Here is a 25,088-nt window from a genome sequence, read left to right on the forward strand (position 1 = left end):
ATTGAGTTTCATGTTGTTCTGGATCATCTCCGCGCTGCTGACGGTCTTTGTTGCCGTCGTCCTGTTGTCCCCCTTGCTGCGGGCCTCGGCCCGGGCGACGCGTTATGACGAAGGCGAGGCGGCGGTCTATCGCGACCAGTTGCGCGAGCTGGAACGGGACAAGGCGCAAGGCCTGATCTCGGCGGAAGATGCCGATTATGCGCGCGCCGAAATCGGCCGTCGGCTGCTCGCGATCGCCGCCCGCGAAAAGGTGGGCGAAGCGGGCGAGGGGAGCGAGCCGTCCGGTGGTGCGGGAAACCCGTCCGCCCGCCGTCGCTACACCTGGTCGCAAGCCTTCATCCTTCTCTGTCTTCCCGTCATCGGGCTTGCCGGCTATCTGGAAATAGGAAGCCCAGGCACACCCGATGCGCCGCTTGCCGCACGCATGGAAAATCCCGGCGACGATGTCGATCTGCTCGTCGCCAAGGTCGAGCAGCATCTGGCGAGCAATCCTGCCGACGGCAATGGCTGGAACGTTCTGGCGCCCGTCTATTTCCGCATCGGTCGCCTGCCGGATGCCGAACTCGCCTATCGCAACGCAATCCGCATTCTTGGTCCCGCTGCCGACCGGATGAACGGGCTGGGCGAAACGCTGGTGCTGCGCAATGACGGGATCGTCACCGATGACGCCCAGATGGCCTTCCAGGCGGCGCTGAAGCTTGAACCCAACAATCCGCGTGCCGACTTCTACCTGGCGCTCGCGCTCGAGCAGTCCGGCCGTCGCGCAGAGGCGCTGACCGCGTTCCAGAACATCGCCAAGGCCTCGCCGCCCACGGCCCCCTGGATGCCATTGGTCAACCAGCATATTGCGGCCAACAGCGCCGGCGTGCCGCTTGCCGATCCGCCGGCGCAGACGGCGCCGGAAGGCGAGGCGCAGGCTCAGAGCCCCGCAGCCCCGGGCAACCCGACGGCCGAGGACGTTGCCAATGCCGGAACCATGTCGGAGGCCGATCGCGGCGACATGATCCGCGGCATGGTGGCGAGCCTCGATGCGCGGCTGAAGGAAGATCCGAACAATTTTGAAGGCTGGATGCGGCTTGTCCGCTCCTATGCGATGCTGAAGGACAAGGAACGGGCGCAAGCCGCGCTGCAGGAAGGGCTGAAGACCTTCCCGGCCGCAGGCACTGAGGGCCAGCAACTGCTCGCCATGGCGCGGGAACTCGGCCTTGATGTTGAGGAGGTGAGCCAATGACCCGCAAACAGAAACGTCTGGCCGTGATCGGCGGTGGCATGGGTTTCATTCTGACCGCCGTGCTCTTGGTGATGTTCGCCTTTGGCCAGTCGATCGCTTACTTCTACGTTCCGGCTGATCTCGCCCAATCCGACGTGCAGCCGGGCACTCGTATCCGCCTGGGCGGGCTGGTGGAAGCGGGCTCCGTGGTACGTGGTGAAGGCTCGACGATCACCTTTACTGTGACAGACACACTGAGCCAGCTGCCCGTGACCTATACCGGCATCCTGCCCGATCTCTTCCGTGAGGGGCAGGGCGTGGTCGCCGAGGGTCGTTTCGAAGGCATGGACAAGGTCTTCGTCGCCGATACGGTTCTCGCCAAGCATGACGAGACCTACATGCCGAAGGACGTTGCGGATCGCCTGGAGGCGCAAGGGGTTGAACTGAGCGGCAAGGAAAAGATCCAATGATCATCGAGCTCGGCCATTATGCTCTCGTCCTGGCGCTCGCCACCTGTCTGGTCGTATCGATCCTGCCGGTGATCGGCGCACGACGCGGCGATGCGGCGATGATGGCGGTGGCGACAACAGGCACCTATGCGATGTTCCTGCTGATCGGCTTCTCCTTTGCCGTCCTCACCTATGGTTACGTCGTTTCCGACTTCTCGGTGCAGAACGTCTATGAGAACTCCCACTCCCTGAAACCGATGATCTACAAGGTCTCCGGCGTCTGGGGGAACCATGAAGGTTCGATGCTGCTCTGGGTGCTGATCCTCGCCTTCTTCAGCGCCATGGTCGCCTTCTTCGGGACCAACCTGCCGGACCGGCTAAAGGCCAATGTGCTGGCCGTTCAGGCCTGGATCACGACGGCCTTCACGCTCTTCATTCTCCTGACGTCGAACCCCTTCATCCGTCTGTCGCCGATCCCGGCGGAGGGTCAGGACCTCAACCCGGTCCTGCAGGACATCGGCCTCGCGATCCATCCGCCGCTGCTCTATCTCGGTTATGTCGGCTTCTCGGTCTGCTTCTCCTTCGCGATTGCCGCCTTGATGGATGGCCGCATCGATGCTGCCTGGGCGCGCTGGGTCAGGCCGTGGACACTGGCGGCCTGGGTCTTCCTGACCGCCGGCATCTCGATGGGCTCCTACTGGGCCTATTACGAACTAGGCTGGGGCGGCTGGTGGTTTTGGGATCCCGTCGAAAACGCCTCCTTCATGCCCTGGCTTGCAGGCACAGCCCTTCTGCATTCGGCGCTCGTCATGGAGAAGCGTGATGCGCTGAAGATCTGGACGGTGCTGCTCGCCATCATCGCCTTTTCGCTGTCGCTGCTCGGCACCTTCCTTGTGCGTTCGGGCGTGCTGACCTCGGTGCATGCATTCGCCACCGACCCGACACGCGGGGTCTTCATCCTTGGCATTCTCGTCATTTTCATTGGTGGCGCCTTCACGCTCTTTGCGCTGCGGGCACCGATGCTGAAGGCCGGCGGCCTATTCCAGCCGATCTCGCGCGAAGGTGCGCTGGTTCTCAACAACCTGATCCTGACGGTATCGACCGCGTCGGTGCTGATCGGCACACTCTATCCGCTGCTGCTTGAGACGTTGACAGGCGAGAAGATCTCGGTCGGTCCGCCCTTCTTCAACATCACCTTCGGTCTGCTGATGATCCCGCTTCTGCTCGCGGTGCCTTTTGGGCCGTTCCTCGCCTGGAAGCGCGGCGATCTTCTTGCCGCCTTGCAGCGGCTTTACGTGGCAGCGGCCCTTTCGCTCGTTCTCGGGCTTGGCCTCTGGTACGCCCAGAACGGCGGACCTGTCATGGCGGTGGCAGGTCTGGCGCTCGCCTTCTTCGTCATGGGCGGCGCGATTGCCGATCTCTGGTATCGTGCTGGCTTTGGCAAACATCCGCTGTCGACCGCCTGGAGTCGCTTGAAGGGGCTGCCGCGCTCGGCCTTCGGCACGGCGCTGGCGCATTTCGGCATGGGTGTGACCGTGCTCGGCGTGGTGGCCGTGACCACGTTCGAGACGGAGACCGTGGTCGAGATGAAGCCTGGCATGACGGCGGAAGCCGGAGGCTATGTCGTGACCTTCGATGGCATTCGGGCGGCGACGGGCCCGAACTACACCGAAGACCAAGGCCATTTCACCATCCGCGAGGGTGGCGTCGAAGTGGCCGATGTCTGGTCGTCGAAGCGGCTCTATACGGCGCGGCAGATGCCGACGACGGAAGCCGGCATCGTCACCTTCGGCTTCAGCCAGCTCTATGTGTCGCTAGGTGACCCGATGGCGGATGGCGGGATCGTCGTGCGCATCTGGTGGAAGCCGTGGATCCTCTGCATCTGGTACGGCACGATCGTGATGATGGCGGGCGGTATTGTCTCGCTCTCCGATCGCAGACTGCGCGTCGGCGCGCCGAAGCGGGCCAAGGTTGCGGCGAAGCCGACGCTGGAGGCTGCGGAGTGATGGCGTTGAAGAACCCCTCCCCAACCCCTCCCCACAAGGGGGAGGGGCTTTTGCGCCGCGCGCTGTCTCTCACGACGAAGCGAGCGGATTCCGCACCTATTCTCCCCCCTTGTGGGGGAGATGGCCGGCAGGCCAGAGGGGGACTTGGGGCCGCATTCCTGATGTTGGTCCTTCTCCTCACTCCCATCCACGCCTTTGCCGTCAATCCCGACGAAGTGCTTGCCGATCCTGCACTGGAGCAGCGGGCTCGGGCGCTGTCGGCGGAACTGCGCTGCATGGTCTGTCAGAACCAGTCGATCGACGACAGCAACGCCGAACTCGCCCGCGACCTGCGTGTCGTGGTGCGTGAGCGGCTGGTCGGCGGGGATACGGACGAGCAGGTGCTCGACTATGTCGTCTCGCGATACGGGGAGTTCGTGCTTCTGAAGCCGAGGCTCAGCATCCGCACGATCGGGCTCTGGGGGGCGCCGGCGGCACTCGCGATCATTGGTCTGATCGTGGCTGTGGTCTATACGCGCAGGCGGTCCGTGCAGCCGGTGGCGAAGCTTTCGGCGGAAGAGGAAGCGCGGCTGGGCAAGTTGCTTGAGCGGGAGTGATCGCACGGTCTCATTGGTGCGGAGTGCAACGGCTTCCGAACTACAGAGGCACGATGAAGATATCCAGGCTGCTGAAGAATTCGGATTCAGTCACATCTCGCTGAATGACTTTTGTGATCTGCTCCGCGATAAACGTGTTCGCCTCCGCCGACGGCAGGATGACGTCATATCCATTGATGTTCAGAAACATGATGCCGGATAGCCAGGCTGTTCGCTTGTTGCCCTGGATGAAGGCATGAGCACGACTGAGCGCCACGATGAGTCGGCAACCGAGTACCCCGATGTCATCCTCGTTTTCGTAGAGGAAGAGGTTTCGCGGACTCATGACCGCGCTTTCGAGCGTCACTGCATTGGTCAGAAGATGCTTCTCACCAGTGATGGCGACTGCGGCTCGATTGAGAGCAATGACCTCGGACAGTTCGATCCATCCGGGTTCAGCGCTCACTTGGCGAGTAGATCCATGAGATGCTTGTGTCGCTCGTGCTCGACCCGAGCCACATCGTCGGCATCTGGCCTCACATTCTGCCCATGCGAAGGCTGGCGCGTCTGACGTTTTGTCGGCGCGGGCGTGACAGGTTCGGTAGCCTTTTTGTCGACGCTGGTCTTGTCCATGAGTTCACCTCGTCAGTAGCATAACCTTGATCCGGGCGCTTTTCCACATTCGTTCGTAAGTCATTCAAATAATGAAGGTTTGCCGGGGTCTTGAAGGCTAAGGAAGACCGCTTTGTCGCATTTTTGCTGCGCCCGGCCTGTACCGCACCAAAGATTACCAAGAATTCATCTGCCGTACAGTTCGCCGTAACGTGACGGCTCCTATATCTCTCTCCATCCACCGCTTCCCACCGCCGGGTTGTCCGGCGGCTCCAGTCAGAAGAACAGATGAAGGTAGATCCCATGTCCGAGAACAAAGGTCGCTCCCTCAAGACGATCCTGAAGACCTCCACCGCCGCGAGCCTTGCCGCCATGATGCTGGTGACGGCTGCCCCCTTCACCGCGGTTCCGGCGCTCGCCGCCCCGGTCGAAGTGAATGCGCCGCAGGTCCCGAGCTTCGGTGACGTTGTCGAGGCCGTTCTGCCCGCCGTCGTATCCGTTCGCGTCCAGTCGAATGTTCAGCCGGCATCATCCGACGAAAGCAACTTCTCCTTCAATTTCGGTGGCCGCAGCTTCGAAGACCTGCCGGACGATCACCCGCTGAAGCGCTTCTTCCGCGAATTCGGCGGTCCGGGCATGGAAGGCCCGCGTGACCGTGGTCCGCGCGCCGAGCGTGGTCCGCAACGCCTGCGTCCGACCTCCCAGGGCTCCGGCTTCTTCATCTCCGAAGACGGCTATATCGTTACCAACAACCATGTCATCGACGACGGCGCGGCCTTCACCATCGTGATGAACGACGGCAAGGAATATGACGCCAAGCTCGTCGGCAAGGACAGCCGCACCGACCTCGCGCTGCTGAAGGTCGACTCCCCTAACACCAAGTTCACCTATGTGAAGTTCGCAGACGACGAGAAGGTCCGCGTCGGTGACTGGGTCGTCGCCGTCGGCAATCCCTTCGGTCTCGGTGGCACGGTTACCGCCGGCATCATCTCCGCCCGTGGCCGCAACATTGGCTCCGGCCCTTATGACGATTACCTGCAGATCGACGCAGCGGTGAACCGCGGCAACTCGGGTGGTCCCGGCTTCAACCTGAACGGCGAAGTCGTCGGTATCAACACCGCGATCTTCTCGCCCTCGGGTGGCAATGTCGGTATCGCCTTTGCCATTCCGGCCTCGGTCGCGACCGATGTCATCGCCAAGCTGAAGGAGACCGGTACGGTGTCGCGCGGCTGGCTCGGCGTGCAGATCCAGCCGGTGACGCAGGATATCGCTGACAGCCTCGGTCTGGCCGAAGACTCCGGCGCGCTCGTCGTGGCACCCCAGGCGGGTTCCCCGGGCGAAGCAGCCGGCATCAAGCAGGGCGACGTCGTGACGGCCGTCAATGGCGACCCGGTCAAGGATCCCCGTGATCTGGCCCGCCGCATTGCCGCCTTCGCTCCGGATACCACGGTTGACGTGACGCTGTGGCGCGATGGCAAGGCGACCGAAGTCAAGGTCAAGCTCGGCGAACTGCCGGCCGACCAGGCTGCGAGCGCCGGCACGGAAAATGACGCCGCACCTGCGCCGGAAGCCGAGCAGGAGCTGTCTGGCCTCGGCCTCTCGGTTCGCCCTGCCGACGGCGGCAAGGGTCTTGCCATCCTCGACGTGGATCCGTCGAGCGATGCCGCCGACAAGGGCCTGAAGGCCGGCGAGACGATCACCTCGGTCAACAACCAGGAGGTTTCGTCGGCAGCCGACGTCCAGAAGGTTCTGGAGCAGGCGAAGAAGGACGGCCGTACCCGGGCGCTCTTCCAGGTCGAATCGGATAGCGGCAGCCGCTTCGTGGCGCTTCCGATCAACCAGGGCTGATTGTGATGTGACGAAGGGCGCCGGCGGTCGAGGACCGGCGGCGCCCTTTGTCGTTTCCGGTGGTTGCGACCGCCGCGTGTCAGGAAAGGACAAAGCATGGGGATCGCGGAACACGGACAGCCGAAGTCCGGCGAAACCGTCTATACGGTGGCGGATGCCGAGGCTAATGTCGCGCACATGAAGATACTTGTCATCGAAGACGACCTGGAAGCTGCAGCCTATATGACCAAGGCCTTTCGCGAGGCCGGCATCGTCGCCGATCATGCGAGCGACGGCGAAAGCGGGCTCTTCATGGGCACCGAAAACGCCTATGACGTGATGGTCGTTGACCGCATGCTGCCGCGCCGGGATGGCCTCTCGGTCATCAGCGAGCTGCGCAAGCGCGGCATCGATACGCCCGTCCTCATTCTTTCCGCACTCGGCCAGGTCGATGACCGCGTCACCGGTCTGCGCGCCGGCGGCGACGACTATCTGCCGAAGCCCTATGCCTTCTCCGAACTGCTGGCGCGTATCGAGGTGCTTGGCCGCCGCAAGGGCAAGCCGGAGCAGGACATGGTCTATCGGGTCGGCGATCTCGAGCTCGACCGTCTCTCCCACGAGGTGAAGCGCGCCGGCAAGGAGATCCTGCTGCAACCGCGCGAATTCCGCCTGCTCGAATATCTGATGAAGAATGCCGGCCAGGTGGTGACTCGCACCATGCTGCTCGAAAACGTCTGGGACTATCACTTCGACCCGCAGACCAATGTCATCGACGTGCATGTCTCGCGGTTGCGCTCGAAGATCGAGAAGGATTTCGACCGGCCGCTTCTGAAAACCGTGCGCGGCGCGGGTTACATGATCAAGGACGAAGGCTGACATGCAGCTGAAGTCCCGTCTCGGGGTGCTGGCCAAGTCCACGGCAGTCCGGCTGTCTGCGCTCTACATCATTCTCTTCGCGCTCTGCGCCGCCTTCCTCGTCTTTTACGTGACTGGGCTTGCCGAGCGCATCCTCAACAACCAGACGCGTGATGCGCTGCGCCAGGAGGTGACCGAGATCCAGGGCGCCTTCGAGCGCGGCGGCATCAACCAGTTGCTTCGGACCATGGAGCGCCGCGCCCGACAGCCGGGAGCCAATCTCTATGTGATCGCGAGCCCCAACGGAGAGATCCTCGCCGGCAACGTCGCCTCGCTTCAGCCCGGCGTCTTCGACGAGGAGGGCTGGACCAACTTTCCCTTCCGCTACCAGCGTTATACCGACAGCGGCGCAGTGAAGCGTCACCTGGCGACGGGCCATGTCTTCGTGCTCGAAAACGGGATCCGCGTGCTTGTCGGTCGCGATCTCGGCGAACCCGGACAGCTCAGGCTGCTCGTCCGCCAGGCGCTGATGGTGGCGCTTCTGATCATGGGCGTCGGTGCGGTCGTCATCTGGTTTGCGATCGGCCGCAATGCGCTGAAACGCATCGATCGGGTTTCGGCAGCGAGCCAGAAGATCATGGCCGGCGATCTTTCGCAGCGCCTGCCCGTATCGGGCTCTGGCGACGAGTTCGATCGCCTGTCGTCCTCGCTGAACGGCATGCTCGGGCGGATCGAACAGCTGAACGAGGGATTGCGCCAGGTCTCCGACAACATCGCCCACGACCTGAAGACGCCCTTGACGCGCCTGCGCAACAAGGCGGCCGATGCGCTGAACGAGGATGACGCGAATGCCCGCAAGGCAGCGCTCGAGACAATCATCGGCGAATCCGATCAGCTCATCCGTACCTTCAATGCGCTTTTGATGATTTCGCGCGTGGAAGCAGGCTCGATTGCGGCAGAACTGTCCGACATCGACATCTCCGCAATTGCCGCCGACAGTGCCGAACTCTACGAGCCGGTGGCGGAGGAGGCGGGCCAGGCCATGATCTGCGAGATTTCGCCGGGCCTGTCCGTGCGCGGCAACCGGGAACTGGTGGGGCAGGCGATCTCCAACCTGATCGACAATGCCATCAAATATGGCAGCCAGGGTGCCGAGGGCTCGGAGATCCGCGTGCGCGTATCGCGCGGGGGCAATGGCGTGGAGATTGCCGTCTCCGATCAGGGACCGGGCGTGCCCGAAGACAAGCGCGCCGAAGTGGTGAAGCGCTTCGTGCGCCTCGACAAGAGCCGGTCGAAGCCAGGCACCGGCCTGGGTCTGTCGCTTGTGGAGGCGATCATGGCGCTGCATGGCGGGCGACTTGTGCTGTCCGACACGCGCAGTGATCCCGATCATCCCGGCCTGACGGCGACCATGGTTTTTCCCGGACTGAAGCCGTAACCTGACCCGGTTTGAGATTCGCTAGAAATCTCGGCCGGGAGAGGAGACGCTGATGGGGAACGGCAGGACGAGCAGATTGTCCGATGTGGCAGAGGGCGTGATCCGTCCGCTGAACCAGACGGAGCTCAAGGCGGCCAATGCGCTGCTGAAAGACCTGACGAAACAGGAGCCGGCGCTTGCCGAGCATCTTGCGGCCGATGGCCCCTTGCGGAGCTTCGTGCTCTCCGCCTTCACGCTTTCCCCCTATCTGCGCGATCTCGCCAACCTCAAGCCGTCGCTGCTGCTCGCTGCTGTCTCGGCGCCGATCGAGCCGCAAATCCTCGACGCGATCGAAGAGGCGCGCTCGGCCTGGAGGCCAGATGCATCCGGTGCCGTGCCCGGCGAGCCGGAGGTCATGGCAAGGCTGCGGCGCGCCAAGCGCAGGGTGGCATTTCTCACGGCGCTTGCCGATCTCGCCCGGGTCTTCACCGCCCGCGATACCACGGCCTGGCTGAGCGCGGTGGCGGATGCGGCTGTTGCCGCTGCAATCAATCATCTGCTGCTGCTGGGCCATGAGGGCGGTAAGCTGACGTTGAAGAACCGCGACAATCCCGCCGAAGGCAGCGGGCTGATCGTGCTTGGCATGGGCAAGCACGGCGCCCGGGAACTCAACTATTCCTCCGATATCGACCTCGTCATCTTCTACGATCCGGACTCCGGGATCCTTGGGGATCCCGACGACGCCATGGAAACCTACGGCCGGATGATGCGCCGTCTGGTTCGCATCCTGCAGGAACGTACGGCTGACGGTTATGTTTTCCGCACCGATCTTCGCCTCAGACCCGATCCGGGCTCGACGCCGCTGGCCGTGCCCGTCGAGGCAGCGCTGATCTACTACGAGGGCCGGGGGCAGAACTGGGAGCGCGCAGCCTTCATCAAGGCGCGGCCGGTGGCCGGTGACCTGGAGGCCGGCGAGGGCTTCCTGAGGGAACTCGTGCCCTTCGTTTTCCGCAAATATCTCGACTATGCGGCAATCGCCGACATTCACTCGATCAAGCGTCAGATCCATGTGCACAAGGGGCACGGCGCAATCGCGGTGAAGGGGCACAATGTCAAGCTCGGTCGCGGCGGCATCCGCGAGATCGAATTCTTTGCCCAGACGCAGCAGTTGATCGCCGGTGGTCGCATGCCGGACCTCCGCTGCCGCCCCACGGAGGAGGCGCTGAAGGCGCTGGCCGCGGCGCGCTGGATCGACGAGCAGACGGCCGAAGAACTGACCGACTGCTACTGGTTCATGCGCGATGTCGAGCACCGCATCCAGATGGTGCATGACGAGCAGACGCATGTCTTGCCCGAAACCGAGGCCGAGCTGAAGCGCATTGCCTTCATGCTGGGCTTCATCGACACCACGGCCTTTTCGCGGGCGCTGGAAACGACGCTGAAGACCGTCGAAAAGCGCTATGCCCGTCTTTTCGAAAAGGAGGAGGGCCTGTCTAGCGCGACGGGCAATCTCGTCTTCACCGGCCAGCAGGATGACCCGGACACGCTGAAGACGCTGAAGGGGCTCGGCTTCGAAAGGCCGGAAGCCATCTCCGGTGTGATCCGCACCTGGCATTACGGACGTTACAGGGCGACGCAATCGGTCGAAGCGCGCGAGCGACTGACCGAGATGACGCCTGATCTCTTGAAGGCCTTCGGCGAGAGCCGGCGGGCCGACGAGGCGCTCTTGCGCTTCGACAACTTCCTCTCAGGGCTTCCTGCCGGCATCCAGCTCTTCTCGCTGCTCGGCAACAATCCCGCCCTTCTCGACCTGCTGGTCAACATCATGGCGGCCGCCCCGCGGCTTGCCGAGATCATCGCAGAGCGGCCGCATGTCTTCGACGGCATGCTGGATCCGGGGCTTCTGGTGGAGCTTCCCACCCGCGACTATCTCGGAAAGCGGCTGAAGAGTTTCCTCTCCAGCGCCCGCCACTACGAGGAAATCCTCGACCGGCTGCGCATCTTTGCCGCCGAGCAGCGCTTCCTGATCGGCATTCGCTTGTTGACCGGCTCGATCGGCGGAGCTCAGGCCGGCCACGCCTTTACCGACCTCGCCGATCTCGTCATCGACGAGGCGTTGAAGGCGGTCATTGCAGAGATGGAGGCGGCGCATGGCAAGATCCCCGGGGGCCGCGTGGCGCTTGCCGGCATGGGCAAGCTCGGCTCCTTCGAACTGACGGCAGGATCCGACGTCGATCTGATCCTGCTTTACGAGCATGACGACGATGCCTCGGAGTCCGATGGTGCAAAGCCGCTCGATCCGATGCGCTACTACACCCGGCTCACCCAGCGGCTGATCGCAGCACTGTCGGCCCCCACGGCCGAAGGCGTACTCTACGAGGTCGACATGCGGCTTCGCCCCTCCGGCAACAAGGGACCGGTGGCAACCAGGCTCCGCGCCTTTGCCCGCTACCAGCGCGAGGAGGCCTGGACCTGGGAACACATGGCGCTTTCGCGCGCCCGCATGATGTCCGGTGACGCCGGCCTCGTCGCCGAGGCCGAACGCATCATCGAGGAGGTGCTGGCCGCCCCGCGCGACCGCGCAAAAACGGTCAAGGACGTGTTGGAGATGCGCGCCCTGATCGAACAGGAGAAGCCGGCCAAGGACATCTGGGACCTGAAGCTCATACCCGGCGGCCTTGTCGATATCGAGTTCATTGCGCAATATCTGGCGCTGGTGGCTCCCGCGAAGGGCCACCGCGTGCGCACCAACGAATTGTCCACGGCGGACGCACTGAAGGCGCTCGGCGCGCTCATCGACCCCAACGATCTGGATATCTGCCTTTCCGCGCTCAAGCTCTACACGGACCTGTCGCAGGTCATACGCCTCTGCATCGACGGCCCCTTCGATCCTGCCAATGTCCCGGCCGGCCTCACCGACCGCGTCGCACGCGCTGCCGAAAGCCCGGACATGAAAACGGCCGAGGCAGAGGTGAAGCGGCTGTCGAAGGCGGTGAGGAAGGTGTTTTCGCGGGTGGTGTCGTAACCACGGCACGATACATGTCCGGTGCAAGCGTTGATTGCAGTTGGGCCTGCTGCTAACGTCGCGCAATCGAGCCGGGAGTTTTCATGTGCCATCCTCGCCGTTTCATGACCTTGCCAGCCGCCATCCCGGGCTCACGCCACCGATTGCGTCGATGACCGCAGAAGCGGCCGGTGTTGCATTGGACCGGCACCACGCGAGCCCACAATCCCTGTTGATCGCAGGGCCAGCCGGTCGCGTTCAGGCAGAGGTTACCTGGGGGGCGATCGACGACCGGATGCGGCGCGCCTGGAACAACAGTGTGTCCCGTACCGAGAACGGCGCGCTGGCCATTGCAATAGCAGCCATTGAGCTCGCCCTTGGTTTGGTCGTGGTGCTGAGAGCTGAAACCGGCTCAGGCGCTGACTATTACCTTGCACAGATGGGCGGTGAGCTCGGTGAGCCGGAGGACTGGTTGCGGCTGGAGATCTCTGGAACGGACGAGGGTGACGGAAAAATCCTTGCCTACAGACTGGTGGAGAAATGCCGACAGGCGCGAGCGGGCCGATGCAATTTACCGACAATCGCCTGTGTGGTAGGATTTCGGCAACTGGAGGTGAGGCATGTCCATGTTTGATGACTCAGCCTGGTTGTCAGCCCATCGGCGCAGCGAGGTCTTCGCCGGGCAAGCTCAGCAGGCCCTAGTCCGTGGGCAAGACGAGCAAGCCGTGCATCATTTTCTTCAGGCCGCGAGAGCAGAAACGGAAGCTCTTCAAAGCCTGGCCGGCGATAGCCCGAGGCTTCTGGGGATCATTTCGGTGAGTGCGGCCGCACTGCTCATCAAGGCACACGAGCCGGTCGAGGCACAGGAATTGATCGAGCAGCTTCTGCAGAATCCAGATCTGCCCGAATTCGCCGCAGAAGAATTGACGGACTTGCTTGAGGGACTTCAACTTGGCCCAGGGCATGGCGGCCATCAAGGTTTCGGCAATAGCGGGCCCTGAGCATCCGCGAACGTCGACGATCTTTTACTCCTAAGAGGCTTTGCGCCCGAGGCTGGAAGCCGTCGCCCTCACATCCGGAATGCGCATCGACACGACCGTGCCCTGGCCCTCGCGGGAGCGGATCTTCAGCGAGCCGCCATGCAGCGCCACCAGTGAGCGGGAGATGGCAAGGCCGAGGCCCGAGCCGCCCTTTGATTTGGCATATTGGCTCTGCACCTGTTCGAAGGGATTGCCGATCTTGTCGAGTGCGCTCTTCGGGATGCCGATGCCGGTATCGGCGATCGAGACGAGCACGGCACCTTCGACCTTGCGGGCACGAAGCGAGATCTTGCCGCCGTCGTCGGTGAATTTCACGGCGTTGGAGAGGATGTTGAGCAGGATCTGCTTGATGGCGCGGCGGTCGGCGATGAGCGAGAGGCTGGTTTCGACGCGCTGTTCGACGGTGATGTTTTTCTCTTCCGCCGGGATCGCGGTGAGGCGCATGCTCTCTTCGATCAGCGGGCAGAGGTCGATCGTCTCGCACCGGATCTTCATCTGGCCGGCTTCGATCTTCGACATATCGAGAATGTCGTTGATGACGTTGAGCAGATGTTTGCCGCTTTCGTGGATGTCCTTGGCATATTCCTCGTATTTCGGCGAACCGACCGGGCCGAACATGCGGGCGAGCAGGATTTCCGAGAAGCCGAGGATGGCGTTGAGCGGCGTGCGCAGCTCGTGGCTCATATTGGCGAGGAATTCCGACTTCGCCTTGTTGGCGGCCTCGGCACGCTGCTTTTCGGCGAGATACTTCTCATTGGCGTCGGAGAGTTCGGTCTTCTGTCGCTCCAGGATCTTCTGCGAGGCAGAGAGGTCGCCGATCGTCGCCATCAAGCGGCGTTCCTGGTCGCGCAGGCGCTCCTGGTGGCGCTTGAGCAGCGTGATGTCGGTGCCGACGGAGACAAGGCCGCCGTCGCGGGTGCGGCGTTCGTTGATCTGCAGCCAGCGTTCGTCGGCGAGTTGCACCTCCGAGGTGCGCGAATTGGTGCCGTCGTCGGCATCGGCGATGCGGCGCTGGATGATCGGCTTGCCGGCGGCAGCGAGCACCAGCGAGCGCTCCTTGCCGGGCACCAGCACGTCGTCAGGCAGGCCATAGACCTTCTGGAAATGGCCGTTCCAGGCGACCAGCTTGTCATTCTTGTCCCAGAGCACGAAGGCTTCCGAGGTGCATTCGATGGCGTCGGCGAGGCGCTGGTCGGCTTCGGCATAACGCTGGGCGAGGCGATGCTGCTCGGTTACGTCCATCGCAATGCCGATGACATGCAGGTCGCCGGTGTTGGACGAGATGATCTGGGCGCGGGCACGCATCCAGACATAGTGGCCCTGGGCGTGGCGCATGCGGAAGATCTGGTCGATGTGGCGCGAGCTGCCGCGACCGACCGAGCGGGCGAGGGCATAGAGATTGCCGTCATCGGGATGCATCAGGCGGGCGGCATCGGCAAATGCCAGCGGCTGGGTCGAGGGCGTCAGGCCAAGCATGTCGTACATCGAGCGCGACCAGACCAGCTTGCGGCTTTCCAGATCGAAGTCCCAGAGGCCGCAGCGACCGCGGGCAAGCGCCGTTTCCACCCGAAGGTTGGATTCGAGGAAGGTATCGTCCGCCTCCCGGGCCCGCTTCACCTGGTAGAAATAGGCATAGAGGATGACGAAGAGGATGACGGAGATGCAGGTGAACAGCGTGACGTTCAGCGACAGCTCACGACGCCAGAAGTCTTCGACGGCCTGCAGCGAATGGGCAGCAACGATCATGGCGCCATCGGTGCCGACAGGCGTGAAGATGGCGTGATGCGGCACGCCGTTGATATCCGTTTCGATCGCGCCGGCGCGGCCTCCGGACTTGCGGATGGTCATCACCTCCGGCAGCAGGCTGACCAGCGTCGAGCCGACCTGGCCGGCAGCTTCCGGCGACGAGCCGAAGATGCGGCCGGCGGGATCGACGAGCAGCACGAAGGCGCCGATGGCAAAATGCTCGCGGTCGAGGTAGGTGGCGAGGCGCTTCTCGGCCTCGGTACGATTGCGGGTTTCGAAGAGTGCCGACTGCTCTCCGAGCGCGGCATTGACCGTGGCTGCGATCAGCGCCGTCGATTGCCGGGCGGCCGCGCTCATGCGCTGGTGTTCGTTGACGATGCCGATGGTGCGGGCGAGCGCGACCACGGCCAGAAAGGCAAGAATGAGGATCGGGATTGCCCGGCGCAGGATCGTCTCGATCCGCCTCGAGCGGACGGAGACCTCGGCCTGACCCGCAACCGGCGAGGACGAGCCGAATGACGGCCGTCCGAGCCGCGCAAAGAATTCAATCATGTCCGAAAATTTGATGCGCAGCCGCTCATCGGCTGCGGTGACCCGCCGCGCGTCCAACATCGTCCCTGCCTCTGTCCCTCGTGTGATTCGAGCGCCGCTTGCCCGAATCTGACGCCAAGGAATCATGGCCGATTCGGCTTGTCCAGAGCCGGTGCGTAAAGAAAATATTAACCCATTGCTCCGACTCCGCTTTTTTATCGGCGTAAGTGCAAGAGGCTGAATCTGATGGAAAAATAGCTGGTACTCAGAGGCCGGAAAACGCCCAACGACGAGAAAAGGCGCCGGTTTTCGCGGCGCCTTTTTCATCGGATCGGATCTGTCGATCAGCCCTTGAGGATGCGGTCGACGATGTCACGCACGTCGGTCGAGAGCGTGGTCGAGGCCTCGATGGTCGTCAGCGCCGCGCGCGCCTTGTCGGCACGGCCGGGTTCGAGCAGACGCCAGGAACGCATGGCGGTCAGAAGGCGAGCCGCAAGCTGCGGATTGCGCGGGTCGATCGCGAGGATCTGCTCGGCAAAGAAGGCATAGGCCGCACCGTCGGCACGGTTGAAGCCGGTCGCATTGCCGAAGGCGAAGGTGCCGACGAGCGAGCGCACGCGGTTCGGATTGGTCGGCTGGAAATGCGGGCTTGTCATCAACGCCTTGACCCGGTCGAGGCTGGCTGCACCCGGGATCGTCGCCTGGATGGTGAACCACTTGTCGAGCACGAGCGCATTCGCGGCAAAGCGGGTTTCGAAAGCAATGAGCGCCTGTTTCGTCTCTTCCGCATCCGGGAAGCGGTGCGCGAGGATGGTGAGGGCCTGGGACATGTCCGTCATGTTGTCGGCGCGGCCGAAAGCCTCCGCCGCAAGCGCCGGGGAATTCTCTGCGAGCGACAGGAAGGAGAGGGCGATGTTCTTCAGCGCCCGTTTGCCTGCACCTGCGGCGTCGGGCGAGAAGGGGCCGGATGCGGAGTGGGCGGCGTAGAGCGTGCGGAAGACGTCCGTACCAGCGGTCGCGATCGCCATCAGCACAGCCTGGCGGCCGGCATGGATGGCATCGGGATCATTGTTGCCGCCGATTTCGCGCGCAATGTCGGCTTCGCTCGGCAGCGTGAGGGCCTGGGCGCGGAAGGCTGGCTCCAGCGTTTCGTCCGCAGCAATGGCAAGCAGTACGCCGACGAAAGCGTCGCTGATCGTGACCGAACCACCGTCACGAACCGTCTTTGCGGCGTCCGTCAGAGCCGGCAGCGCGAGGTCGGTGATTGCCTGCCAGCGGGCGAAAAGGTCGCTGTCGTGGCGGGCGATATGGCCGAGATCCTCGGCACTCTGCGAGAAATGCAGGGTGACCGGGGCGGAGAAGCCACGGTTGAGCGAGACGACCGGGCGGCTACCGATGCCCGAGAAGGTGAAGCTCTGGGCGCGCTGGGTGAGGTGCAGCACATCGCCCGTGACATCGCCGCCGGCGATGGACGAGGCTGTGGCTTCCGAGCCGTTTTCCGAGATCAGCGCGAAGCGAAGCGGGATGTGCATCGGCTCCTTGTTGCTCTGGCCGGGCGTTGCCGGGATCATCTGCTCGAGCGACAGCGTCAGGGTCTTGGCAGACGCGTCATAGGCAGAGGAGACGGTGATCTGCGGCGTGCCAGCCTGGTGATACCAGAGCGAGAACTGCGTGAGATCGCGGCCGCTCGCATCCTCGAAGCACTTGACGAAATCCTCGACCGTCGCGGCATCGCCGTCATGACGTTCGAAGTAGAGGTCCATGCCCTTCTTGAAATCGTCGCGGCCGAGGATGGTCGCGATCATGCGGGTGACTTCCGAGCCCTTCTCGTAGACGGTCGTCGTGTAGAAGTTGTTGATTTCGCGATACTTGGTCGGGCGCACAGGATGGGCGAGCGGGCCCGCATCCTCCGGGAACTGCTCGGACCGCAGGTGGCGGACTTCCGCGATACGCTTGACCGAACGCGAGCGCATGTCGGCGGAGAATTCGTGGTCGCGGTAGACGGTCAGGCCTTCCTTCAGGCACAGCTGGAACCAGTCGCGGCAGGTGATGCGGTTGCCGGTCCAGTTGTGGAAGTATTCATGCGCGATGATCGCCTCGATATTCGCGTAATCCTGGTCGGTCGCGGTCTCGGGGTCGGCGAGCACATATTTGTCGTTGAAGATGTTGAGGCCCTTGTTCTCCATGGCACCCATGTTGAAGTCGGAGACGGCAACGATCATGAAGATATCCAGATCGTATTCGCGGCCGAAGACCTCTTCGTCCCACTTCATCGAGCGCTTCAGCGCATCCATGGCATAGGCGGCGCGCGGCTCCTTGCCGTGTTCGACATAGATCTTCAGGGCCACTTCGCGGCCGGACATGGTGGTGAACGTGTCTTCGACAATGCCGAGGTCACCGGCAACCAGCGCGAACAGGTAGGAAGGCTTCGGATGCGGGTCGAACCAGGCGGCGAAATGCTTGTCCGGGCCGAAGCCAGCACCACCGAGGAAATTGCCGTTCGAAAGCAAGAGCGGATTGGCGGCCTTGTCGGCGATGATGTTGATCGTATAGACGGCGAGCACATCCGGCCGATCGGGGAAATAGGTGATGCGGCGGAAGCCCTCGGCCTCGCACTGCGTGCAATAGATGCCGTTCGAGCGATAGAGGCCCATCAGCTGGGTGTTCGCCTCCGGATTGATCATCGTGACCACGGTGATCTCGAAGGGAGTGGATTCCGGCAGGTCGCGGATCGTGAGGCTCTCCGGCGTCGCGGTGTAGCGCGCGGGATCCAGCTCGATCTGATCGAAGAGCAGGCTCGTCATGGTGAGGTCGTCACCGTCGAGCACCAGGGGGGCTGCCGCATCGACGCCTTCGCGCCGATGGAAGATCAACCGGGCTTCCACCTTGGTTTCCGTCGGGTCCAGTTCGAAGGTCAGATCAACCCGTTCCAGAACGAAGTCGGTGGGGCGGTAGTCTGCCAGATGAACGATCCGGCCCGTGTCTGTGCGCATTGTGTGTCCTGGTCGCTGCGGGGTTGGCCACCACGGCACGGCACGAGCGCTGGGACTCGCGACCGCCTGGGGTCAAGTTGTCGCGATGATTGCAGCAATTTCTGAACGATTGTTAAAACACGAGTTATTTTTACGATGCTCTTGATCCTGGAGCCGATTTTCTTGGGTTTCACGGCCGAGATCGCGCTTCAAATCCAAGAATAGTCACCAGAATATCTTTGAGAATACCGGTCAAAATGCGGGCGGTATCATCGCAACCGGAGTTGCTGGCGCAGCGTTTCGTCGCTGTCCATCGTCTGGATGATCACCCCGGACCAGCCGAGGCCATCATAGTCCTCGTAGCCGAGGGTCTTCGCAAAGGCGACGATTGCGCCGCTCTGGTCATAATAGCTGCCCTTGGCGAGCTGAGCGGGATTGTTGAGTGCGAAGTGGGTGTAGATCCGCTCCGGACGGGAGGAGGCGATCACCATATTGCTGCCGTCGAGCAACAGGACTTCCGTCTTCTCGGCGACCTGCGGCGGCAGGTTCGCCTCCTTCTCGACGATGGCCTGCCCCTGGGCCTTCCAGTCGAAATAGACGCCGAGCGTGCCGAGAAGTGCGCCGTCACTGCGGCCGCCCTCCCGGATGCCGGTGGCGTAAACCAGCACATCCCGATTGTCGTGCACGAGGCTGCGCTTGACGGTGTCGACGATATAGTCGTCACCGCTCTGGCAGGTACGGGCGGCTCGGAACCAGGCTTCGCTGGACAGATCTCGGTCCTTGAGGCTCCGATGATATCGGGGATTGGCCGAGGCGACGACCTTGCCGGCGGCGTCGGTCATGACGAGATCGAGATAGACCGTGTAGAAGCGGTTGATGACGCCGAGCCGTGCGGATGCGTGCTGGGCTCGTTCGGGCGAGGGCTGTTCGAGCGCCTCCCAAAGCGCGCTGTCGGTTGCCCACCAACGCACGTCTGCCGTGCGCTCGAAGAGATTGCGGACGATGAACTGCACGAGCGTCTGGGCAAGGTCGATCAGTCTCACGCCTTCCATCTGATCGACGAGATCATCCGCCATGGTCCGGCTCTGCCGGATGCGTCCAAGTACGTTCTCCTGAAACCGCTCTGCGGTTTCTCCCGCACCCTGAGCCAGACGCTGGACCTCGTTGGCAACGACGGCGAAACCCTTTCCGGCCTCACCGGCACGCGCCGCCTCGATCAGGGCATTGATTGCAAGAAGCCGGATCTGGCGCACGATATGGGCATTGTCGGCGCTGAACTGCTCGAGATCGGTGCCGATACTCTCGGTGACGAGCCGCATGGACCGGGGTGTGGCGCGGATCTCTGAAATGGAATTGGTCTGGTATTCGGTCTGCGGCATGGCACCAAACCCCGGTTTGAAAAGAGCGAGCAACAAAGACGGCGCAAGGCCGCATTAATATGACTTATTGACAGGAAAGATAATTTCCTCGTTTGAACGGGTGGTTAACGGAAGATGGCCAGAAATCCGGTGTTCTCGGCCATTTCTAGGGGAATTCTCGCGGCATCGACACCGGTTCGGCACTTGCGCGGGACCGGCGGGCATGCATGCTAGGCCGCAGCCCGAGTCCACGGCGGCATCGCTGCCGGCTCAAAATCCCTTTGCGATTGCGCATAGCCTGCCCGCAAGAATCTGATCACCATGGCCTTTGCCGATCCCAATCCTCTCCGCGGCATCGTGCTGAAAGTCTGCTCGGTGACTGTCTTCGTCGCCATGCAGACCTGCATCAAGCTTGCAGGCAGTGGCATTCCGCCGGGCCAGATCAGCTTTCACCGCTCGGCTTTCGCTATCGTGCCGATCCTCGTCTATCTCGCCTGGCGCGGCGAATTGCGGCAGGCGTTCCAGACCGACAACCCTGTCGGCCATGTGAAGCGTGGTTTGCTCGGCGTTTGTGCCATGGGGGCAGGCTTCTATGGGCTTGTCCATCTGCCGCTGCCGGATGCCATCGCGATCGGCTATGCGATGCCGCTGATTGCCGTCGTGTTTGCGGCGGTCTTCCTCAAGGAGACGGTTAGGCTCTATCGCTGGACGGCGGTCGTGATCGGGCTTGTCGGCGTCCTGATCATTTCGCTTCCGAAGCTTTCGCTGTTCGGTGAAGAAGGCTTTGGAAGCGAAGCCGCCGTCGGCGCGATGGCCGTGCTGGTTTCGGCCATCCTCGGGGCAGGGGCCATGCTGCAGGTTCGCCAGCTGGTGCGCGAGGAAAAGACCTCGACCATCGTGCTCTTCTTTTCGCTGACCGCAGCGCTTCTTTCAGCGCTCACCTGGTTCTTCGGCTGGGCCGATCTCTCCTGGCAGGGGCTCGGGCTCCTTGCCCTTGCCGGCTTCTTCGGCGGGCTGGGTCAGATCTTCCTGACAGAAAGCTATCGTTTTGCCGATGTCTCGACGATCGCGCCCTTCGAATATTGTTCGATCATCCTCGGCTCGATCGCCGCCTATCTGCTGTTTTCCGAAGTGCCCACGATGACGACCCTGACCGGCGCGGCGATCGTGGTGGCCGCCGGCATCTTCATCATCTACCGCGAACACCAGCTTGGTCTTGAACGGCGGGCGGCCCGCAAGGCATCGACTCCACAGGGTTGAGCTTAGCGCCCGGGCTCGATCCCGAGCTCCAGCTGCTCCTCCAATTCAGGCTCAGGCAGCGGAGAGGCGTTGTCTGCGCCCTGCATCTGCAGGATCGTCGCCTGGAAATCGGTCTTCTCTTCCGGCGTCACGTCATCAGGGCGCCGGGTGATGCGGTAGGCCGCATAGCCGGCATAAAGCGCAAAGGCCATCCCGAGGAAGACGATGAGCGCGGTCGGCCCCAACCATTGCATAAGCGTGCCTGCCATGATCGGACCGGTGACCGTACCCATGCCGTAGAGGATCATGATGGCGCTCGAGAGCGTCACATATTCATGCGGCTCGGCGAGGTCATTGGCATGGGCGACGTTGAGCGAATAGACCGGATAGAGCACTGTGCCGACGAAGAAGCCGGCGACATAGATTGCGGCTGGATCATCCGCGCCGAAAGCGATCATCATCCCGCAGGCGCCGACGCCGAACAATCCGGAGGCAATCATCACGAAGCGGCGATCCATGCGGTCCGATATGCGGCCGATCGGCACCTGCGAAATGGCGCCACCGGCCAGGAAGGCGGCCAGAAGCGTCGCCCCTTGCGCCGTGGTCATGCCGATCGTCTGGGAATAGACGCCGCCGAGACTACCCCAGGTGCCGGACAGCGCGCCCGAGAGCAGCGAGCCGAAGAAGGCAATCGGTGACCGGCGATAGAGCCGCTTCAGATCGAAGCGCGCCTCGGCAATCGGGCTTGGCGATTTGGCCGTCGACAGGGCGACGGGAAAGAGTGCCAGCGAGAAGATCAGCGCGCAGATGATGAAGAGGTTCGGCCCATTCACGTCGCCGAGCGGCACGATGTACTGGCCGCCGATCGAGCCGACGAGGCAGGTCACCATGTAGACGGAGAAGAGCGCGCCGCGATTGTCGTTGGTCACCCGCTCGTTGAGCCAACTTTCGATCAGGAGATAGGCACCGGCAATCGCAAAGCCGGAAAGGCCCCGGAAAATCATCCAGGCCCACCATTCGACGACGAGCGCGCAAAGCAGGATGGAGACGGTCAGAAGCGTGATCAGCGCGCCGAAGACCCGCACATGCCCGACGCGGCGCACGAAGATCGGCGTGACAATGCAGGATACGGTGAAGCCGAAGGTGTAGCCGGTGGCGATGACGGAGATGATGAAGGTCGACCATCCCTCGTTCAGCGAGCGGATCGGCAGCATGTAGCCCATCAATCCGAAGCCCGCCATCATCAGCAGCGTCGACAGCATCAGAGTGGCGATGGACGCGAGACTGGACAGCATTGGGCCTCCGTGGGGCGCATTCGGAACGGGAATAGTGCCAGCATCGCCGGGCATGTGAAATGTCGAATACGACGCAAGGCGGCGCATTCGCGGACGCCATATCATTCTTCCCTCACGCTTTGGCAATAAGGGATTGAAACGTCGTCAGGAATTCGTTTACCTTCATATTATCAGAGACAGAGAGACGTCGGGCCCAGTGTCCACGTCCGCCAAAGGGATCGAATGGAGACGACGGCGGCGAACAGAGGGATGGACCGGCACGCAATGCGGTGTCTGACTGCGTCGATTTCCTCCGTTGCCGGACAGCGCGGATTGGGGAGACGGTCATGACGCTCTCCCCCAGCGATATCGCCAGTCATCCTCAATTCGCCGCTGCATTGGGGGCCTATGCCGGAAAGTTGCGCGGCCAGTTCGATCAGAGCCCTCGGCTTTCGCGCATGCTGGCCTCGCATCAGCGCTGGCTGCTCAGCCAGGCGGCCTTTGCGCTGCAACTCGAATATGATCCGACCCAGCCGGGAAGCGGGCTGACGACGACAAATCTCCGCGAAATCATCACCTCGAACAATGCGGCGAGCCGCAACACGGTTTTGAATTTCCTCGACCAACTGTTGAGCTACAAGTTCGTTCGCATCGTCGGCGATCCGAACCGCCGGCCGAAGCGCTATGAGGCGACGGAACTGCCGACCCGCGCGATGTATCAATGGCTGGTGACCAATCTCGAGCTCCTCGACCACCTCGATGGTGGAAACCGGGCCGAAACACTTGCGGCCCAGCCGGATCTCTTCCGCCTGATCCAACCCCAGATTGCCCGCCATGCCTGTCTCAATCCGAGTTGGCTAGAGCCGCCGTCGCGCGTGGCGCTGTTCCTGTGGACCGAGGCGGGTGGTCTCGTCATGGATGAGCTGGTGCGCCGGGCGATGGAGCATGCCCCCGATGGCGACGGATACAATATCGGTCGCATCGATGCTCGGGTCATGGCCGAGCACTTCATGATCTCCCGCACCCACCTCCAACGGCTTTTCCGCCGCGCGGTGGAAACGGGCTGCCTTTATTGGCCCAATGGCGATCGCAGCCACTGCATCCTCAAGCGCGATTTTCTCGAGGAGTATTGCGGCTGGCAGGCGATCAAGTTTGCGATCGTCGACTTTGCCTACGAGCGGATCTGCGGACCTGTTCGCCTGGGAAAGTCTGATCCCCGCCTCGGGGCTGTCGGTGGCTTCTAGATACTCTTCTAGCCTCTAAACGCAAAAAGGCCCGCGAAAAGCGGGCCCAAAGAACGGCTTGTCGTCAGGAAGGAATCAGAAGCCGAGCGGCTGCAAGGCGCGCTCGACGCCACGATCCTGCGCCTGCTGGCGCTTGCGGGCCGCAGTCGAGAATTCTTCCGAAGCGCTGACCGCGTGGCCGATACTGTGCATGGCCTGGCGCAGGCTGCGGACGGGGTGGAACGAGATGTTCATGGTCTTATCCTCTGCTCTACATGCATATCGATGTTTGCGGGTATATCTGTTCATGGATGAACCGATGCCGCAATGCACAATGCGGAAGCCCTGATATGCTTTCCCTGCAAGCCGCCGGTTTTTGACCGGCGCGATTGTCAAGGTTTCAGGTGCGGAACTCGGAAAAGACGCTGGCGGGGCGCGCGATGCGACCGGCATGACCGGTAAAGCGCGCGCTCAGCTGTTCAGCAGAAACCGCGTTGCTGCTGCGGTTGTAGGGGCTTGCGCTACGGCCGTGTTCGCCGGCGAGGCGGAGCGTCTCGAACTTGCAGTGAATGGGGCGGGTGCGAAGGCTCACGATGGTCTTCCTTTAAAAGCGTCCCTCCCACTTTCAGACTCATATATCGCAGTGCAGCATAGATTCGGCAACGGACATGGCCGCGATCCTGCCTTGCGTAAAACGCATGGCTGTCTTCATAATTTGTTCATGCTGATGATAATTTAGCCGTTTTGGCCAGGATTCACGCGCTCGGAGAAGGCGAGCAGGTCCATCCAGGCAAGCGCCTTGCTGGCGGGCGCGGCAAGCAGCTCCTGCGGATGCAGCGTGGCCATGGCCTGGACGGTATGGCCGCCAGCGCCAATTTCGCGCCACTTGCCGCGCAGGGCGTGGATCGTTCCGGTTTCGCCGAAGAAGAAGCGGGCGGCAAAATTGCCGAGCACAAGGACCAGGCGGGGTTCGGCAAGGGCGATCTGCCGTTCGATGAAGGGACGGCAGATGGCGGTTTCCGGGCCGGAGGGCATACGGTCGCCCGGCGGTCTCCAGGGGATGACGGTGGTGATGGTGGCGCTTTCGCGGCTCTGGCCGATCGCCGAAAGCATGCGGTCGAGCAGCAGGCCCGCGCGTCCCGAAAAGGCCTGGCCCTCGCGATCGTCATCGGCATTCGGCATGGGACCGATCACCATGATGCCGGCTGTGCCAGCGCCCTCGGCCGTGATGGTCGAGCGCGCCGAGGTTTTCAGGTTGCAGCTGGTGAAGGCTTCGATGGCGGTCTTCAATTCGGCGAGCGAGCGTGCGCTTTCGGCCGCAAAGCGCGCCTCGGCAATCGCATTCTCGTCCGGGATCGCCGGCAGCGCCGACCCTTGGGCGGGTTGCGCCCGCGCCGGCTGGCGTTCCGAGGGCGGGGGTGCGCCGCGTCCCGGCAGGCTGCGCGCCGGGGCATTGGTGGCTGGTGTGTCCGCTGCCGGGCGTGCCACCTGCCGCGCCGCCTTTTCGGCTGCAAAAGCCGCGATGCGGTCGATCGGATCGTCTTCCCCCAGCCACTCGACACCCGCCTCTGCATGAAATGCGAGAAGCGCGGCGAGCTCTGCGGAGGACATGTCGCGGGCCTGGATCATGAGGCTGTTCTAGTGCGTTTGGCCGGCGGAAGGCAAATGGAAAGCGTGCGACAAAACTTAGCGACCAGCCCTCATCCTGAGGCGGGAACGTATGCGACCCTCGAAGGACGAGGGCGGTTGA

21 protein-coding genes are annotated in these 25,088 nt (G+C 62.8%); 12 read left to right on the forward strand and 9 right to left on the reverse strand.

The window, feature by feature from the left end; all coding sequences use genetic code 11:
- Positions 1–10 precede the first annotated feature (10 nt).
- From ccmI to QWE_RS16520, 4 genes are all read left to right on the forward strand, one after another.
- Positions 11–1,231, forward strand: a complete 1,221-nt coding sequence (gene ccmI, locus QWE_RS16505) for a c-type cytochrome biogenesis protein CcmI (RefSeq protein WP_006727300.1) — start codon at positions 11–13, stop codon at positions 1,229–1,231.
- Positions 1,228–1,680, forward strand: coding sequence for a cytochrome c maturation protein CcmE (ccmE, locus tag QWE_RS16510; protein ID WP_006727301.1), 453 nt, complete (start codon positions 1,228–1,230; stop codon positions 1,678–1,680). Before ccmI ends, ccmE begins: the two co-directional genes overlap by 4 nt.
- Positions 1,677–3,665: a heme lyase CcmF/NrfE family subunit gene (locus tag QWE_RS16515; RefSeq protein ID WP_006727302.1), complete on the forward strand. Its 1,989-nt coding sequence runs from the start codon at positions 1,677–1,679 to the stop codon at positions 3,663–3,665. The genes ccmE and QWE_RS16515 overlap by 4 nt, the downstream gene beginning before the upstream one ends.
- Before the next feature lie 161 nt (positions 3,666–3,826).
- Entirely contained in the window at positions 3,827–4,261 is a 435-nt protein-coding gene (locus tag QWE_RS16520; protein WP_006727303.1) for a cytochrome c-type biogenesis protein, read from the forward strand.
- Between the two features lie 40 nt (positions 4,262–4,301).
- Here QWE_RS16520 and QWE_RS16525 read toward each other — a convergent pair whose 3' ends face one another.
- Positions 4,302–4,706, reverse strand: coding sequence for a type II toxin-antitoxin system death-on-curing family toxin (locus QWE_RS16525; RefSeq protein WP_006727304.1), 405 nt, complete (start codon positions 4,704–4,706; stop codon positions 4,302–4,304).
- The gene (locus QWE_RS25295; protein ID WP_157790722.1) at positions 4,703–4,873 is read right to left on the reverse strand and encodes a hypothetical protein; all 171 of its coding nucleotides are present in this window, start codon (positions 4,871–4,873) and stop codon (positions 4,703–4,705) included. Before QWE_RS25295 ends, QWE_RS16525 begins: the two co-directional genes overlap by 4 nt.
- Positions 4,874–5,155: 282 nt before the next feature.
- Here QWE_RS25295 and QWE_RS16530 point away from each other — a divergent pair, with 282 nt between their 5' ends.
- The 6 genes from QWE_RS16530 to QWE_RS25300 all read left to right on the forward strand — a co-directional run bounded on the left by QWE_RS16530 (position 5,156) and on the right by QWE_RS25300 (position 12,956).
- Positions 5,156–6,700, forward strand: a complete 1,545-nt coding sequence (locus QWE_RS16530) for a Do family serine endopeptidase (protein WP_040300550.1) — start codon at positions 5,156–5,158, stop codon at positions 6,698–6,700.
- A 96-nt stretch (positions 6,701–6,796) separates the two neighbouring features.
- Positions 6,797–7,555, forward strand: coding sequence for a response regulator transcription factor (locus QWE_RS16535; RefSeq protein WP_040300435.1), 759 nt, complete (start codon positions 6,797–6,799; stop codon positions 7,553–7,555).
- A 1-nt stretch (position 7,556) separates the two neighbouring features.
- Positions 7,557–8,972: a sensor histidine kinase gene (locus QWE_RS16540; protein ID WP_006727307.1), complete on the forward strand. Its 1,416-nt coding sequence runs from the start codon at positions 7,557–7,559 to the stop codon at positions 8,970–8,972.
- 52 nt (positions 8,973–9,024) lie between these two features.
- Entirely contained in the window at positions 9,025–11,976 is a 2,952-nt protein-coding gene (locus QWE_RS16545; protein ID WP_006727308.1) for a bifunctional [glutamine synthetase] adenylyltransferase/[glutamine synthetase]-adenylyl-L-tyrosine phosphorylase, read from the forward strand.
- Between the two features lie 151 nt (positions 11,977–12,127).
- Positions 12,128–12,589: a hypothetical protein gene (locus tag QWE_RS16550; RefSeq protein WP_006727309.1), complete on the forward strand. Its 462-nt coding sequence runs from the start codon at positions 12,128–12,130 to the stop codon at positions 12,587–12,589.
- Entirely contained in the window at positions 12,576–12,956 is a 381-nt protein-coding gene (locus QWE_RS25300) for a hypothetical protein (protein ID WP_006727310.1), read from the forward strand. The genes QWE_RS16550 and QWE_RS25300 overlap by 14 nt, the downstream gene beginning before the upstream one ends.
- A gap of 30 nt (positions 12,957–12,986) precedes the next feature.
- Here the strand turns inward: QWE_RS25300 and QWE_RS16560 are convergent, their stop codons facing one another.
- The 3 genes from QWE_RS16560 to QWE_RS16570 all read right to left on the reverse strand — a co-directional run bounded on the left by QWE_RS16560 (position 12,987) and on the right by QWE_RS16570 (position 19,623).
- Positions 12,987–15,353 carry a PAS domain-containing sensor histidine kinase gene (locus QWE_RS16560; RefSeq protein ID WP_006727311.1) on the reverse strand — a complete coding sequence of 789 codons (2,367 nt, stop codon included), beginning with the start codon at positions 15,351–15,353 and terminating at the stop codon, positions 12,987–12,989.
- A 263-nt stretch (positions 15,354–15,616) separates the two neighbouring features.
- Positions 15,617–18,265, reverse strand: coding sequence for an aminopeptidase N (gene pepN, locus QWE_RS16565; RefSeq protein WP_006727312.1), 2,649 nt, complete (start codon positions 18,263–18,265; stop codon positions 15,617–15,619).
- Between the two features lie 248 nt (positions 18,266–18,513).
- Positions 18,514–19,623: a methyl-accepting chemotaxis protein gene (locus QWE_RS16570; protein WP_006727313.1), complete on the reverse strand. Its 1,110-nt coding sequence runs from the start codon at positions 19,621–19,623 to the stop codon at positions 18,514–18,516.
- Positions 19,624–19,923: 300 nt separating this feature from the next.
- On the opposite strand from QWE_RS16570, the gene QWE_RS16575 reads away from it, so the two are divergent.
- Positions 19,924–20,862, forward strand: coding sequence for a DMT family transporter (locus tag QWE_RS16575; protein ID WP_006727314.1), 939 nt, complete (start codon positions 19,924–19,926; stop codon positions 20,860–20,862).
- 2 nt (positions 20,863–20,864) lie between these two features.
- On the opposite strand, the gene QWE_RS16580 is transcribed toward QWE_RS16575, so the two are convergent.
- Complete coding sequence (locus QWE_RS16580; RefSeq protein ID WP_006727315.1) at positions 20,865–22,136, reverse strand: MFS transporter; 1,272 nt, start codon at positions 22,134–22,136, stop codon at positions 20,865–20,867.
- Positions 22,137–22,462: 326 nt separating this feature from the next.
- Between QWE_RS16580 and QWE_RS16585 the strand changes: the two genes are divergently transcribed.
- Positions 22,463–23,359, forward strand: coding sequence for a hypothetical protein (locus QWE_RS16585; protein ID WP_006727316.1), 897 nt, complete (start codon positions 22,463–22,465; stop codon positions 23,357–23,359).
- Positions 23,360–23,434: 75 nt separating this feature from the next.
- Here QWE_RS16585 and QWE_RS25305 read toward each other — a convergent pair whose 3' ends face one another.
- The 3 genes from QWE_RS25305 to QWE_RS16595 all read right to left on the reverse strand — a co-directional run bounded on the left by QWE_RS25305 (position 23,435) and on the right by QWE_RS16595 (position 24,967).
- Complete coding sequence (locus QWE_RS25305) at positions 23,435–23,593, reverse strand: hypothetical protein (protein WP_157790723.1); 159 nt, start codon at positions 23,591–23,593, stop codon at positions 23,435–23,437.
- Between the two features lie 145 nt (positions 23,594–23,738).
- Positions 23,739–23,930: a hypothetical protein gene (locus QWE_RS16590; protein WP_006727317.1), complete on the reverse strand. Its 192-nt coding sequence runs from the start codon at positions 23,928–23,930 to the stop codon at positions 23,739–23,741.
- A 143-nt stretch (positions 23,931–24,073) separates the two neighbouring features.
- Positions 24,074–24,967 (reverse strand): uracil-DNA glycosylase, encoded by an 894-nt coding sequence (locus QWE_RS16595; RefSeq protein WP_006727318.1) that lies wholly within the window; start codon positions 24,965–24,967, stop codon positions 24,074–24,076.
- Between the last annotated feature and the right edge of the window lie 121 nt (positions 24,968–25,088).

Origin of the sequence: Agrobacterium albertimagni AOL15 (assembly GCF_000300855.1) — a bacterium.
GTDB lineage: Bacteria > Pseudomonadota > Alphaproteobacteria > Rhizobiales > Rhizobiaceae > Allorhizobium > Allorhizobium albertimagni.